Source organism: Wolbachia endosymbiont of Drosophila innubila (assembly GCF_021378375.1).
In the GTDB taxonomy this organism is placed as follows: Bacteria; Pseudomonadota; Alphaproteobacteria; order Rickettsiales; family Anaplasmataceae; genus Wolbachia; species Wolbachia pipientis.
In genome coordinates this window covers 970,625-985,666 of record NZ_CP076228.1, presented here as the reverse complement: position 1 = coordinate 985,666, position 15,042 = coordinate 970,625, and the positions used below count along the sequence as shown (strand labels likewise).

Sequence of the window (15,042 nt, the reverse complement as noted above, 5' to 3'; positions counted from 1 at the left end):
GCACTGCCCTCCTTGTATGTATTAGATATAGGCCGAGTTGTGGTCGTGATAAATGTGATCGCTTGCGCAATCGAACATTTTCACAAAACCATTCTCTAGATAAAGATTATATTCGTGATATTGATCTGATAATACAATATTATCTTGCTCCCCTGAATTGAAATGACTTGAATCTGACAGCAATTCGTAATTTGGATTATCTATTTTACTAATGCTGTTTATTACTTTGCCATTACCACTTGATATAGCTAAACTATAACTATCACCATCCTTCATTATCTTGATGGACACCTTATCTTCAGGTAACACTATAAGCTTCTTTGTGCCACTATCGTGGATTACGAATTTGCCTTTTTCAAAATAGTATTTGTCTTCCGGCAAAGCACCAACCTTATAATCTGATGTGTGCAGTTTGTTCCAAAAATCTAACACAGATTGCTTTTCTGCTCCTTCCGCTCTATCATACAAGGCTTTCACATCATTATAATTTATCGTTACATTTGCCTTATGCTTCCCTTCTGAGTCCTGCTCGTAGCTCTTTTCTATTTTGAGAATTGTGTCTTTTAATACTACCTGTTCTTGCTCTTTCTCCTCCACTGAAGCTGACCTTTTTGCCCTTGTTGGAATTTGTGGCTGATCAGACTGCATTTCACTATTGTCGTTTGATGCAGTTTTCTCTTCAGCAGCTTGTGCAACAACATTAGTAGTACTATGAACTTCTGTCTTAGTTTCACTTACTTGCCCTTTTGGACTTTCGGTTTGTTTCTCTTTTGTAAATATTCTCTGATAGTCCGTGTAGCCTCTATTAGTATCACCGATATCGCCACTGCCTTGATCAAAAGTTATTTTTTTACTTCCATTTCCCATATCTTCAATTTCAACTTGAGGAGAAACAGATGCTAGGAAATCGTTATAACTGTAGTTGTAGTCAGCAGAAAAGAATATTTTCCCTTTGAAATTGTGAAAGTTATTAGACAACATTCCAATTTCTTCATCACCATCAAACAATTTTACTTTAGTGAAATATGTTTGATCTTTTATTCTAACTATTTCACCGCTGGAGTTTCTTTGTATGTGATAATCATTTGGGTCGTACTTTATAGCAAAAAGTTTGCCAGAGCCATATTTCTCTAAGTTTATAAGGCCCACATTTACATGTTTATGGGAATAATCTCTCTTTTCATATTCATGTGCAAATATTGGATCTATATATCTATATTCGTCTGATATATTTGGCATACCTACTGGATGTTCATTCCCATCTTTCGTCACCGGAACAAGCTTATATGCTCCATCTTTTTCCACTAATTTTAGGTGAGTAATACTTTGTGGTAGTTGAAACCTTACGTTTGCTCCATGGTCATGAATAAATAGATCACCTTTCTCGGTAATATAAAAGCCCATATTTTTAAATTCATGTAAGCGCTCGTCTCCTTGCTTTACGACAGCTTCATATACATCATCGTCTGTCCTATCTGTTCCCTTATTATCCAGTAATTTTCCTTTTTCCACGATTACTCCATTTGCCTTTTGCTCATCAGAATATTGTGCATGTTCTGAATCCTGATGATTCAAAATTTTGGTACCTCTAAGAAGCAGAGAATCTAAATCTTTTTGGATGTGTCCAGTGCTAGGATGCAACAATTCATTTTCATGTAAATGCGCTTCATCAAAGTATTCATCGCGTTCAACTGTTCTGCCATCTATTAGGGAAGCTTTATAATGACCATTTTCTTTTGTAACTGCCATGTAAGCACCGCCTTCGTATGAAACATTTAAGTTGTGCAATATATCCTCAAAAACGAAAGTTTCTTTAGTTTGGCCTTCAACTTGCTTAAAAAATCCTGATTCGCTCAATAATTCTCCAAGCTTTGTATTTCCGTCATATATAGACAGTGCACCCATATCTCCTTGACCATGAGCTTGCATAGAAAAAATCTTACCTTCTTGTAGATCAATATGATTTGTACCTCTCAAGTTTGAATCGATGTTGATCATCTCTCCTAACATCTTTTCTACGTCGATGTTCTTAGTCGCTTTTACTTGTTCTAAGCCAGTGTTTATGGTTTTATCAAGTAAGGTACTTTTTAATTCCTCATATTTGGAGGGAATTGAATAATATTTGTCTGAATACTCTTCGTAAGAAATCTTCCCTTCGCTATATTCTTTATTTATCTTGGGATATTCCATTTGCTTCTGCTCATCCAGATTTTTTAATGCATCATCATAAGCTTTCTTTAAATTTTCATCATACTTTGATAGCATTCTAAAAGCCTGATTTTTATACTCTAGACTGTTTCGGTACTCATTACCTTGTTGGTCAGAGTAAGTTAGTTTATCCTGTCCATCGGAAGTTTTTACTACCTTGAGGAAATGATATTCCTTTGATATATCAAGTGTATCATTTGTTGCCCTATTTATAGCACGAGCAACATCATAAAATGCAACGTGTTCTACAGGAGAAAAACTTCCAACGTTTTCTCCATCCATTTTTTCTATATTTGCTTTATAGTAGGATACGTTTTTAATTTCTCCACCCACTATTTCTTGACCAATTGCTATGAAATCTCCTTTTGTAACTTGCAAAGCGTTGAGATGTTCCATTGCAGTTTCTGTATCATTCTCAGCAAGCCAACTTTTGAAGTCAGTATCGTGTCCTTTTATGTCTTTCAAGAAACTTTTTGACTCATCTGAGTTACCTTGACGTAAAGCATCTAGGTAGTCTCTTAATAAACTAGGATCTTTTTCCTGTAAGTACATTATCAACGCATGACCTGTTTTATAAACCAAGCTATTTGCTTCGCTGTCCTTTGAGTATTCTAAACTTAAAATTTTATCTAAATCCAAATTTGCAGCTTCAGTTTTGTCGATACTTGATCCTTGAGAATTGAATTTATGATCTGAATGATGCTCAAAGTAGTCTGCAATTCCTTCCATTAATACTGTAGGTAAAGATTTGCCTCCTGTAGCCAAGTAAGTTAAACCATGTGCAAATTCATGCTGAAGGTTATGAATGCCACCTTGCTGGTAGACGTACATTTCAGCAAAAACGTCAGCTTTCCCTTTGTAGTAACATTTACCACCTTCGTCTCCAAGGTAAGAACCGAAACGCTCGCTTCCGCCAAGGTGAGTGTAATCATCCTTGTCATCAAACATGTAAATTTTAAATGTTTGTTCTGAACTGCCGCGTTCTAACTCGAATGCGTTTTTAAAATTAGTAGCTGTTTCTCTTATCTCACTTTCAATGTTAGCAACTTTACTTGCTCTTAAATTGTGAGAATAAACCTCTACTTTAATATTTAAATCTTCAACTTCTATAACATGTGGCGAATTAAACCCTTTGCCGTTATTGTTGAAATATTCTGCTTTAGTTATATTTTTATTTACTTGTTGACTAATTGTCATAATTTTAACCTCTAATTTGCTGATCTTTCAATATCAAGCATAAAGTAATTTCCCTAAAAAAAACGTAAATCTCTGTATTAATATAATTTATATCTTAATAAATAAAGTATAGATAGTTAACTTAATATGTATAATTTAGAATATGGCTGAAATTCTATACAGCTATATTCCGGAATCACATTGGACAAGGACAAAAGCAAAGTGGTTTATTGACTTTCATTCCACCAAAGCACTATACTAAAACCACGATGGGTAATTAGCTCAGTTGGTAGAGCACTTGCTTGACGTGCAAGCGGTCGCTGGTTCGAACCCAGTGTTACCCACGTTTTTGTTTATGAAAAGATTTTATATGACAGCAGTGCATAACGGTAAACACTCAGCAGCGCAGTCCAAGCGCTTAATCTATTCCATAATAATAGTTGCGATAACAATGTTTATGGAAATAGTAGGTGGAATAATTTCACATTCGCTTGCTCTATTATCAGATGCAGGGCATATGCTCACTGACCTCTTTGCCTTGGTTTTAAGCTGGTTAGCACATAGGTTTTCAGCTAAGAAATCCGATTTGCAGAGATCATACGGATATCATCGGTTGCAGATAATTGCAGCATTTGTTAATGGTTTAACTCTATTCCTCATTGCAGTAATCATTATAATTGAGTCAATAAAGAGGTTTATTTTTCCAGTCAATGTTGAGTGGAAAGTAATGTTAATAATTGCTACACTCGGTCTTGTCTCTAACATAATAGTCTTTTTTATATTACATAGTAAATGCGAGAGCAATATAAACATAAAAAGTGCTGTACTACACGTTATAGGAGATATTTTAGGTTCTGTAGCTGCTATACTTGCATCTATAATTATCATGCTTACTGGATGGCAAATAGTAGATCCAATCTTATCAGTATTTGTTAGTGTGATAATTCTAAATAGCGGCTATAAAATTCTCAAAAATTCTTGCCATATACTCCTTGAAGGTACGCCTGAGGGTATATCTGCTGAAGAGATAAAAAGTAAGATCACATCAGAATTACCTGAAGTGATAGATGTGCACCACATACATACATGGTCGCTGTCTGATAATTATTTTATAATTACCATGCATGCTAAAATAAAGCAAAATGTGCAGCACACCAATGTTTTATATGAAATAAAAAAAATATTGCTAGATAAGTTCGAGATAGCACACTCTACAGTCGAGATCGAATACGATGAGTGTGCGGATAATAAGATACTTAAACATTGACGTTTTAAATTATTATGCTATTACTAGAGTGTAATGATGTTGAAGGTAAGCTATGATAGGTATTTCTCAAATACAATTTCCTTCAAAGGATTCTAGTAAGCTAAAATTTGTTAGCTACTTTGGAGCTTTTGTCTCGTTAAGCATTATCACTAATCCTGTTAATGTTCTTTTTTCTCTTGGTACTATGTTCTTCAGGTCTGAAATTAAAACTCTTTATATCTACAAAGAAATAAAAACGGCAAAACAGCAAAAAATGAGCAAAAGGGAATATTGGGAAATATTTTTTAAAAACAATACAATCAAGGTAGCAGCCTTCCTCTTGTTTTCTGCTTTCATAACATATCTAACTTTCACTACCACTTTCTTGCTTATTTCGTTACTGGGAACTATACCACTTACAATGCTATTAATTTTATTGCAGAGTGAACTAAGGCCAAAAGATTTTAACCCATTTACGCTGCTTAAAGCTTCTATAAATTTCTTTTTGGAAGGTATAAAAGAGAATTTACGTGGTATGGTTAATAGTTTTGATGTTAAGCTTGAACATTGACTGCCCCATCAATTAAATGATGATATCATTAAAAATATTGATAAATTAAAAGGTAAGTATAGTGAACAAGTACCTGAAGACGTAATCAAAAATGATGAATATATTCAATTCATTGGATATATAAACAATTCATATGAGTTTAGTGATGAGGATAAAGGAAGAGTAATTGCATTTTTAGATGACTTTTGCAAAGATGATCAAAAGCATAGCTCCGGCTTTACAGGTGGGCAGGTTCTGCTTTTAGTTTTAAGGGCTTGCAATGATGGAGACGGAGAAGCCGTTAAGAGTAAAAAGGATGCATTGATTTCTAATTTAATTGATAGCCAAACTTTCTCTAGAAAAGAGCGAATTCCTAACACTTGCTTCACCGGTATTATCTATAGAATGTTAAGCACGCTAGAGGGTATTCATCCTGATCCAGAAATTAGATTTACTCCCCCAAGGGAAATGTTGCTCTCAGAAGCACAAAATAAAGCACGTGAGTTTATGTGTGCGCCAAGAAGTGCGTAAGGAACAGTTGGTGAAAATCCAACACGGGTAAAGCTTAGCCGGCAACCTGGAACAAACCATTATGCTGCGTAAGGTAACGAGCGTAGTAAAGCTAATGGAATGGACAACATAGGGTGCAACGAAAGTGAAGGTATTGAGTCCCGTAATTCACGCGTCATGGGGGCTGACACTTTACATTTGGTGGAAGGCAACATGGGTAATAACGCTAAGGCAAGATATTACTCACCTCATCGGGATCGAAGGCCGCGTCATGTGTTGAGATGGACCTTACGTGAACTTGGGAGATCCTTTGTATTCCTGTAAGGGTACTCTGGAACAAGTCAATAAAGGCGAGGACTGGAGGAAGATGCAAAGGAAGTCGGACTAATTGATAGTACTCGGAGTGTGGGAAAGCCACATACAAGGGGAAGCGGTTAGCAATATAGTGACTGGTATAGGGATTGCTATACCAATACAACAGAGATTAGAGGAGTATGCAAGGAAAACTAAACCAGATAGCAGTAAGGGCTAAGCAAGATAAGCGAGTAAAATTTACATCATTAGTTCATTTGATTAATGAAGAGAATCTTGCAGAGTGTTATAAGGAACTAAAACGCAACAAGGCTTGTAGTATAGATCGTGTGACAGTGGAAGCTTATGGAGAAAATCTAGAAGAGAAACTTAAAACACTAGTGGATAGTATGAAGAGAAAACAATATCAACCGCTACCAGTGAAAAGGGTATACATACCCAAAGCCGGGAGCAAGAGAAGCGCGGTCTCGGAATACCATCAACGGAAGATAAGTTGGTACAGGTAATGCTAAAGAAGATATTAGAAAATATTTATGAAGCAAACTTTATGGACAGCTCGTATGGATTTCGACCAGGAAGAAATTGTCATCAGGCGATAAACGCTCTAGATAAAGCAGTTATGCACAAACCAATTAACTATATTGTAGAAGTGGATATCAAGAAGTTCTTTGATAATGTTCAACATAAATGGCTAATGAATTGTCTAAGGAACGAATAGCTGACCCAAATTTATTGTGGTTAATAAAACGATTTCTAAAGGCAGGAATAGTCGAAGTTGGATGTTATAAAGCAACCGATCAAGGCACACCACAAGGTGGTATAGTAAGCCCTGTATTAGCTAATATATACTTACACTATGTGCTGGACTTATGGTTTGAAAAGAAATTTAAGCCAAAAGCCAGAGGATATTTACAGCTAATAAGGTTTTGCGACGATTTTGTAGTTGGCTGCGAGAGGGAAGAAGACGCAAAAGAATTTCTAGAATTACTGAAACAAAGACTAAGTAAATTTGGGTTGGAAATAGCTGAAAATAAAACAAAAATAGTAAAGTTTGGTAAGAAAGAATGGTATCAAGCAGAAAGAGAGAAACGTAGGACGGCTAGCTTCAACTTTCTAGGATTTACACATTATTGTGGAAAAAGTCGTAATGGTAAACTTATGATGAAGCAGAAAACTTCAAAAATAAGCCTAGCCAGAAAGATTAAAGAAATCAAAGAATGGTTGAAGATGGTACGAAGTCGTATCTGTTTCAAAGATTGGTGGCAGAAACTTAAAGCCAAACTAACAGGACACTATAGCTACTTCGGAGTTAGCGGAAATTATCGGTGTTTGATTCAATTCTATCGACCGGTAACAAAGTTAGCATTTAAGTGGATAAACCGACGTAGTCAAAAGAAAAGTATGGATTGGGAACAATTTATACACTATTTAAAAGTAAATCCATTACCAAAACCAAAGGTATATGTTTCTTTATACACAGGAGCACTAGTGTGAACGCTGTATTGTGGAGCCGTGTGCGGGAAATCCGCAAGCACGGTTCTTTTGGGGAGACTATGGTTATGAGACCAAATCGCTGGTTTCAAGGTCATGAGTCTCTACCAGACTAAAAAAATCTATGAATAATTTAAAAAAATTTCCAAAGGAAAACTTCTTGTTAATTTTCAGTTCACAGATTTATTTGGATGGTGTGACGTATAACGCTAAGGAGACAAAAAAAATAGAGAAGTGTATACACCCTGCAGAACTTGTACACTATTTAGCAATAGCCTAATAGATAAATATTTCTTGCATTTCAGCCTGAGTGATTTATGCTTTAAGCAAGAATTACCTGGGGGTATAGCTCAGCTGGTAGAGCATCTGTTTTGCACGCAGAAGGTCAGCGGTTCGATCCCGCTTGCCTCCACCAGTCTATACAGCTCTAGCCGCCACAAAACCTGTCAAAGCAGCTTATTTTAATCTATGAGGATTTTATACTATTTCCCTGAAAATCTCTATTTCTTTTCGTAACTTTTCTCTACACAAGTAATGTTGGTTATTACAATTGTAATATATACTAACTTAACAATAAATTAATCAATAAATGTTAGAATACTAACAATTAATTTATTGGTAACGCCTATGAGTGGAAAAAAGCATGTTTTTAAGATGATACCTGGAAAAGAGGTGTTTAGAAAAACCCCGACTACAAGGATAAAGTGGCCTGAAGGTAATGATCCTACAATGCCTATTAAAAAAGTTGAGCTTGTATCGCTGGATGATAAAAACGATGTAGTACTAGGCTTATTGCCTATAAAACTTTGCAGCAGTTCTTGCCTAGACAGTTACATATGTCTGGAGGAAGAAAATGAAGGAAATCTGGTAGCCAAAGATTATAAAAGTGATTCTAACTTAGATTATGTAAAAAGTAACCATACATTTGTATATTACGGTAATGAGTTGGCTAAGTTATCATATACAAGAGAGCTTGTGCAGCCTTTCAAAACTATGTGTAGCAGTTCTATTAAATCAAAAAAATTGGAATACAAATATGTAACATGGGAAGATTCAGATACTGGCAACAATAAATATTATTTTTCAGACGAGGCAGGAAATATAATCGATTCACCTGACAATGAGGTATTACAAGACATTATGTTATACTACGGTGAGAGACATATAAGAGATGTGCTACTGTTGCTATCAAACGCGTTTACTAAAGTTTTTATTCAGGGCCTAACAGACGGCCAACTAAAAACTCTTGCCAATACTCTTAGTAACGAGCAACTGCAAAAAATAATTCCTGAACTGAGCTCAAGCCAGTTGCAGGCCTTAGCAGAGAACTTAACAGATGAACAACTCCAAGCTTTAGTGGATCATCTAACCAATCACCAGCTAAAAACCCTCGCTCAGGAACTAAATCCAGAAAAGTTACAAATAATTGTTCCTATTTTAAATGATACTCAGCTTGAAGCTCTAGTGAGAAAATTAAATTCAGAGCAAGTAAAAGAAATTTTACCTCACTTAAAAGTGGATCAGTTCAAAGCACTTATTAAAACTTTAAATGACGAGCAATTTACAGTGCTTGCAAAAGACTTGGCTGAGCACCACTTGACAATACTCTCCAAAGAATTAGAAGGTGATCAGTTGAAAGCTTTAGTAAATAGTCTGCAAGAAGAACAACTGAAAGACTTAGTTAATAAGCTTGATCCTGAGAAACTCGAAGCAATTGCTCAGGATTTAACTGATTCTAATAAGATTCAGATTATCATTAAGTCTTTAGTTGACAACCCAGACAAACTTCAAGCTTTTGCTCGCAATATGTCTAATGAGCAGTTTAAAGAACTTTTGGATAACGTAGGCGCAGAAGAGCTTAAAGACATCATTCACAAACTGCCTTATGAGAAAGTGACAGCTGTGATCGGTGATCTCAGCAATCAAGATCAGTCTAAAGCTATTATTGATGCATTAAAAGGGAAACTTGACGAGCAGAGTAAACAGAACAAGGAAATGATTGAGATGCTCAAGCAAATCAAGGACGATATGCCAGGCATTGCAGAAGCTCCAGATTTTACAATAGTAGAAAACAATAACGATTCAATGCTACTTGTATGGTAGCAATTTATGAAAATCAATTTTTTTATAGGAGGTAACTTATTATGAGTAAAAACAATGTAGAATTATATTTTGGTGACGAGCCTTCAGACCAAAGTAAATTACTAAAACTTGAGAGCCCGGTTTTTACAAAACCAGATTTTGTAAAACCAAGTATAGATTCAGTAAAAATTCAGAATAAAGAAAAAGGTGCTAAGGAGTTAGATTTTGATATAAATCAGCCACTGGAAAAAATACCTATAGCGGAAATGAAGCAAACAGCCGCAGCTATAACATACCTTAAAAAGGTTTATGATGGCTTGATAGACAGTATTAATGAGTATAACACAAGTTTAAGCAGTAACATTACAACTGGCATAGTGGAGCCACTGTCAACAACTATATCAAATATAGGGAACAATACAACTGAAATAAAAAGTCAACTTCAAACTCTTCGAGATGAGCTTCAGGAATTTCGTGATGATCAGCCAGGCATTGCAGAAGCTTCCATATTCCCTCATGCTACTGGCGAAGAGAACGGGTTGCTTTAATAAAAAAGGTAATAGCTTGCTAGCTGTTACTCTTTCCACATACCACTTCAATGTAGCTGAATTGATTTTAAAATTATAATTTTTTATAGGAGTTAGCATGAATAATAGTAAACAAGAAAGCAAAAACGAACTTAAAGTAATAAGCAAAATAGAAGTTAACACCAAACCTAAAGGTTATGATGAAACAGTTGCGCGAAATCCAGCGCAGCTTGGTTATGTCCACAAAGCTTTAGATAAATTAATCGCAGAGCTGAACACGAAATTCGTTCCTGAATTGGATGATGTATTGCATAACAATAGCAACTCTATCAGTCAATTAAATGACATGCTAACAGAAGAAAGGAGTAAGCTTGACGAGCTAATTACAAAGGTTGGTAATGAAAATAGTGGTTTAGTACAGAGCCTGAATAACTTACAGACAAAAGTAGAGGAATTAGAAAACAATACCATTAATGAACCAGATTGGGGTTAAACTGGAAAGAGTAATAGTCTCTAGGCTGTGACTCTCTCTACATACCGTTTCAATACAGCCAGGTTAAGGAATCTATTTTAAAACTTTCGGCATATAGTTCTCATCATGTTTTGCAAACACTGTATCTGCAAGAAAAGTACTATTATCAAACATTTTACCTTGCACAACAACACCACTTTTTTCTGAAAACATTGGTGGAAGTATTCCCTGATATTTCACCATAACGCTCTTATTAAAATCTGTCATTTGAAAAATCACTTCACTTTCGTTGCGTATCACGCTATTTTCAACAACCATTCCACCAACACGGATTAGTTTTTGACCATTTGGTAAAACTATTGCCTCACTTACTGTATAGAAAAATGAGATATTTTCTTTGAGCGTTGTTAAAATAAAAAAAACTGCACAACTTAAAAAGCAGAAAATTCCTGAAGTTATAAGTAATCGCTTATGTTTCTTCTTCATGATTATCTTTCAGGCTTTCTAGAATTTTTTTACTTTTAGTATAACAAGAAATGGTAAAAATTAGCTCTCCAGCAATCAGCGTGAAACTAATAAGGTAAGCAAAAATTACATATGTATTCATAATGCATTATCAATAAATAACTCACCTACATCAAAATAAATTAAGCTTCCATCCTTTTGCTGCAACACCAATTTACCACTTTTATCTATATCAGCAAAAATTCCTTCATACAATTTGTCAGCTAACTTTACACTGATTTGCTCATTCATTTTGAATGCTTTTTTTAACCACATTTCTCTTATAGCATAAAACCCATCAAGTAGCCATTGCTTTCTTAGCTTATTAAAATTTATTATTAATTTCTTTAACAGATCTATGTTAGACACAGACTCACCGTAATTGCTAATGCACGTTGTTCCTGGAAGTGGTGCATGACTGACATTAATTCCAATTCCTATAATGAGCCAATTCGAATTGGATCTTTTTTCAAGCAATATTCCACTTATTTTCTTGCCATCGATTAGAATGTCATTTGGCCATTTATACTGGAGATTTAGACCATTTATAAATGACAGTATAGCATTTCCAACAGCAAGAGCAGTAACAAAAGTCAATTCTGTTAATTTGCTAACTTGATTCATTAAACCTCTTTCTATCATCCCAGTATTTTCCCCAGTGCTTGACACATAACTATGCGAACATTGCAATTTGCAGGTGGTATGTGGTGTCATTCCAGTGCGTGACACTGGAATCCAGTTCTTATTACACAGTTGCCTGATGTGCCCATTTGTAATTAAGTTTTCTGGATCCCAGTGCCAGGCTACTCGGATGACATCATCCTTGGTGGGAATACCACAACGTTTGTACAGTTGTGTGCTTGACCATTCTTCTTGATTTCTAGATTCCAGCGTCACGCGCTGGAATGACACCGAAAGCTGGCTTTCATTCAGATAATCGTTAAAAAGGTTTATTACCAAACTTGCATAAAAATTACCCTCTGGAGAAATCCAGTTTTTTCCGGTGCGCCCCCTGCCTTCTGTTTGTTTATCAGCAACAATAATAGTTTCATTTGATATTCCTTTATCAATTAAATCCAACGCTTCTTTATTAGTGCTTGAAACTTTTTTGTAATGATGAATATGAAAACCCTCAGGGGTCACCTTGTCAGCCCTTTAGTTCAATGAGTGAGTAAAACGTACAAGAAAAGAACGAGGTTGATCAGCGAAGCCACCGAAGTGATAATGAATAGGCCCTTAGAATAAGCAACCTTATTACCACTAGCTTTATCGAAATACATAGCTTTTATAATATTTAGATAATAGTAACACGATACAACACTCGCCACCACAAGGGTCAAAGACAGGCTGATAAAGCCAGAATTTATTAAACTTTTGAATATAAAAAATTTAGCGATAAAACCTGCAAGTGGAGGTATTCCCGACATCGAGAGTAACAGTACAGAAAGATGAAATGCTACAATTGGGCGTTTCTTCCCTATACCAGATAAATTTGCAATATCACAATCTTCATCGTCAATTTGTACAAGATATGAGAATAGCCCTATGCTTGTGATGATATATATCACCAGATACATTAAGGCACTATCTGTTCCTGCTTGTGTAAAAATAGAAAGTGAAGCAAATATAAAACCAATGTGACCAATTGAACTGTAAGCAAGCAGCCTTTTTAAGTTTTGCTGACGTAAGGCCCCAAAAGCTGAGATAAGAACAGACAATGCTGAAACGTATAAGAAAATAGGCTGAACATAACTTTTTACATTTACTAACTCTTCATTCATCAATCGAATTAAAAATGTTACAAGTGCAGCTTTTGGGGCCGTAGAAAAAAACGCAGTTACTATGGTAGGTGCACCTTGATAGACATCTGGAGCCCACATATGAAAAGGAGCAATAGCAAGCTTGAAACACAAACCAATTAGGACAAAGACTAACCCAAAAACTATTCCATAAGTTATCTGATGGTTTTGCAAGAATGAACCGAGCTCAGAGAAATTGACTTGTCCTGTATATCCATAAAGCAGCGACATTCCATATAGCATAATGCAGGAAGATAATGCACTGAGTGTAAAATATTTCACTCCTGCTTCACATGAATAAATCGAATCTTTATTAAAGCTCGCAAGAACATACAAAGATATACTCATCAACTCAAAAGCTAAATAAAAAGAAATCAGACTATTTGCTGAAACCAAAGTTATCATGCCAAATAGCGCAAAAAGAATCAGCATTGAAAATTCATACTTATAGTCATATTTTGATAAATTCAGCATCAAAAGTATTAAAATTCCTGTGCTGAGAATTAACCCTTGGGCTGACCTGATGTATAAATTGAGTTTTAACAACGAATTAAAGAGAAAAATTTCATTGTTTTCTGCCGAAAGAATTAAAATAATCAAAGTTACCACTGTGCAGCCAAGTGCTAATAAGTTGATAGTTCTGCGGTTAAATATAATCCCAAGCAGCAGCAACACTAACGAGGAGATAATAGAGAACGTTTCCGGCAATATCTGTATATAATTCATAGCGCATTATATTTGACTAACAAATTTGCCATACATGGCTTCAAATAATTCAGTGCAAGGGTTGGGTAAAATCCAAGCAAAATAACAAACACTGCAAGCAGAATTAAGACAGAAAATTCTATGCTATCCAAACGGTTATTTAATAATTTAGAATAGCTAACCCCCCATATTATTTGCTTACATAAATTCAGCATATAAACTGCGCTTAAAATAGTGCCAAGTGCGATAAATCCTGTAAAAAACCCTATGCTCTTAAACATTCCAACCATAGCCAAAAACTCACCTGCGAACCCAGATGTTCCAGGTAGCCCTATTGAAGCCATTGAAAATAAAATGAACATAAAACCAAATTTTGGCATTGTGTTTACTATGCCAAAATATTTTGCAATCTCCAAAGTTCCAGTTCGAGTATATAGCATTCCAACACATAAAAATAAAGCAGCAGAAATAAGGCCATGACTAATCATTTGAAATATGCTACCCAGTACTCCTTCCTCACAAAATGAAAAGAGGCCAGCAGTAACGATCCCCATATGTGCTATTGAAGAATAAGCTATTAACTTCTTTATATCATCTTGAGCAAACGCAACTAGAGAAGCATATATCACCGCAATAATGCTCAGCACAACAACGAAATTTGAAAAATACAAACTTGCCTGAGGAAGCATTGGAATAGAAAACCTTAAAAATCCATATCCCCCCATTTTAATAAGCAAGCCAGCTAAAATCACAGATCCAGAAGTTGGTGATTGCACATGTGCATCAGGAAGCCAAGTGTGAAATGGAAACATCGGTACTTTTATTGCAAAAGAAATAAAAAATGCAATCCACAGCAATGACTGCACTTCAAGATCAAGGCTTGGCACTAATGTAGCTAATTTTTGTATATTAAACGTTCCAAAAATGTTATAGATGTAAACCAATCCAAGTAGAAATAATAATGAGCCAGTTAATGTATAAAGAAACAACTTAAACGTTGCATATACCCTGTGTTTTCCTCCCCAGATGCCAATAATAAAGAACATTGGTATTAAAACAGCTTCAAAAAACACATAAAAGCTTATAGCATTCAGTGAAACGAAAAAACCGACTACAAAACTCTCAAGCAGTAGAAACAATGCCATATAGGCTTTTAGGGTCGTATAACTCATTTTGCAGTTGTAGAGTATACAAATTACAAACAAGAAAGTTGTAAGCAGAAGGAAAAGCAACGATATACCATCTATCCCTATTCCAACATTTCTAATTGGGTAGCTGACAAACTGAAAGTCCGCATTGTTATAATCAAATTCTATACAAGCTACAATGCTAAGCAAAAATGGAAGTACAGCAAAAAATAGAGCAAGGAATCTTAAGTGTATAGATTGATGATTAATCCTGATTAAGGATAAAATCAACGCTCCTATCAGTGGAAGCAAGAATATACTAAGTAACAACAC

General features: G+C 35.3%; 14 protein-coding genes, 2 tRNA genes and 1 pseudogene. 11 read left to right on the top strand and 6 right to left on the bottom strand.

What is annotated here, in order from left to right:
* Positions 1–21: 21 nt before the first annotated feature.
* Complete coding sequence (locus J4T77_RS05360) at positions 22–3,405, bottom strand: peptidase M2 (protein WP_190321429.1); 3,384 nt, start codon at positions 3,403–3,405, stop codon at positions 22–24.
* 250 nt (positions 3,406–3,655) lie between these two features.
* Here J4T77_RS05360 and J4T77_RS05355 point away from each other — a divergent pair.
* The 11 genes and pseudogenes from J4T77_RS05355 to J4T77_RS05315 all read left to right on the top strand — a co-directional run bounded on the left by J4T77_RS05355 (position 3,656) and on the right by J4T77_RS05315 (position 10,595).
* Positions 3,656–3,728: transfer RNA gene (locus J4T77_RS05355), tRNA-Val, on the top strand.
* Between the two features lie 26 nt (positions 3,729–3,754).
* Complete coding sequence (locus tag J4T77_RS05350) at positions 3,755–4,651, top strand: cation diffusion facilitator family transporter (protein ID WP_006280506.1); 897 nt, start codon at positions 3,755–3,757, stop codon at positions 4,649–4,651.
* Positions 4,652–4,703: 52 nt separating this feature from the next.
* A pseudogene (locus J4T77_RS07615) lies at positions 4,704–5,690 on the top strand (hypothetical protein); the annotation flags it as partial.
* Between the two features lie 403 nt (positions 5,691–6,093).
* Complete coding sequence (locus tag J4T77_RS07060) at positions 6,094–6,222, top strand: hypothetical protein (RefSeq protein WP_255324786.1); 129 nt, start codon at positions 6,094–6,096, stop codon at positions 6,220–6,222.
* Positions 6,185–6,508 (top strand): reverse transcriptase family protein, encoded by a 324-nt coding sequence (locus tag J4T77_RS05340; RefSeq protein ID WP_233640996.1) that lies wholly within the window; start codon positions 6,185–6,187, stop codon positions 6,506–6,508. The genes J4T77_RS07060 and J4T77_RS05340 overlap by 38 nt, the downstream gene beginning before the upstream one ends.
* Positions 6,508–6,720 (top strand): reverse transcriptase domain-containing protein, encoded by a 213-nt coding sequence (locus J4T77_RS07055; protein WP_255717883.1) that lies wholly within the window; start codon positions 6,508–6,510, stop codon positions 6,718–6,720. Before J4T77_RS05340 ends, J4T77_RS07055 begins: the two co-directional genes overlap by 1 nt.
* Positions 6,690–7,496: a reverse transcriptase domain-containing protein gene (locus J4T77_RS05335; protein ID WP_255717882.1), complete on the top strand. Its 807-nt coding sequence runs from the start codon at positions 6,690–6,692 to the stop codon at positions 7,494–7,496. Before J4T77_RS07055 ends, J4T77_RS05335 begins: the two co-directional genes overlap by 31 nt.
* Before the next feature lie 336 nt (positions 7,497–7,832).
* Positions 7,833–7,908, top strand: a tRNA-Ala gene (locus tag J4T77_RS05330).
* Positions 7,909–8,120: 212 nt separating this feature from the next.
* The gene (locus J4T77_RS05325) at positions 8,121–9,596 is read left to right on the top strand and encodes a magnesium transporter MgtE N-terminal domain-containing protein (protein ID WP_038199255.1); all 1,476 of its coding nucleotides are present in this window, start codon (positions 8,121–8,123) and stop codon (positions 9,594–9,596) included.
* A gap of 41 nt (positions 9,597–9,637) precedes the next feature.
* Entirely contained in the window at positions 9,638–10,123 is a 486-nt protein-coding gene (locus J4T77_RS05320; RefSeq protein WP_010082371.1) for a hypothetical protein, read from the top strand.
* 97 nt (positions 10,124–10,220) lie between these two features.
* On the top strand, positions 10,221–10,595 hold the full coding sequence (locus tag J4T77_RS05315) for a hypothetical protein (protein ID WP_010082372.1): 375 nt from the start codon (positions 10,221–10,223) through the stop codon (positions 10,593–10,595).
* A 72-nt stretch (positions 10,596–10,667) separates the two neighbouring features.
* On the opposite strand, the gene ccmE is transcribed toward J4T77_RS05315, so the two are convergent.
* Genes ccmE through J4T77_RS05290 form a run of 5 tightly spaced genes read right to left on the bottom strand, consistent with a single transcriptional unit; the run spans position 10,668 to position 15,042 of the window.
* Positions 10,668–11,060, bottom strand: coding sequence for a cytochrome c maturation protein CcmE (gene ccmE, locus J4T77_RS05310; protein ID WP_010082373.1), 393 nt, complete (start codon positions 11,058–11,060; stop codon positions 10,668–10,670).
* Positions 11,044–11,181: a CcmD-like small membrane protein gene (locus J4T77_RS05305; protein WP_010962957.1), complete on the bottom strand. Its 138-nt coding sequence runs from the start codon at positions 11,179–11,181 to the stop codon at positions 11,044–11,046. The genes ccmE and J4T77_RS05305 overlap by 17 nt, the downstream gene beginning before the upstream one ends.
* On the bottom strand, positions 11,178–12,221 hold the full coding sequence (locus J4T77_RS05300) for a biotin--[acetyl-CoA-carboxylase] ligase (RefSeq protein WP_190321402.1): 1,044 nt from the start codon (positions 12,219–12,221) through the stop codon (positions 11,178–11,180). Before J4T77_RS05300 ends, J4T77_RS05305 begins: the two co-directional genes overlap by 4 nt.
* 17 nt (positions 12,222–12,238) lie before the next feature.
* Complete coding sequence (locus J4T77_RS05295) at positions 12,239–13,603, bottom strand: NADH-quinone oxidoreductase subunit N (RefSeq protein ID WP_095742783.1); 1,365 nt, start codon at positions 13,601–13,603, stop codon at positions 12,239–12,241.
* On the bottom strand, positions 13,600–15,042 hold the full coding sequence (locus J4T77_RS05290; protein WP_010962955.1) for a complex I subunit 4 family protein: 1,443 nt from the start codon (positions 15,040–15,042) through the stop codon (positions 13,600–13,602). Before J4T77_RS05290 ends, J4T77_RS05295 begins: the two co-directional genes overlap by 4 nt.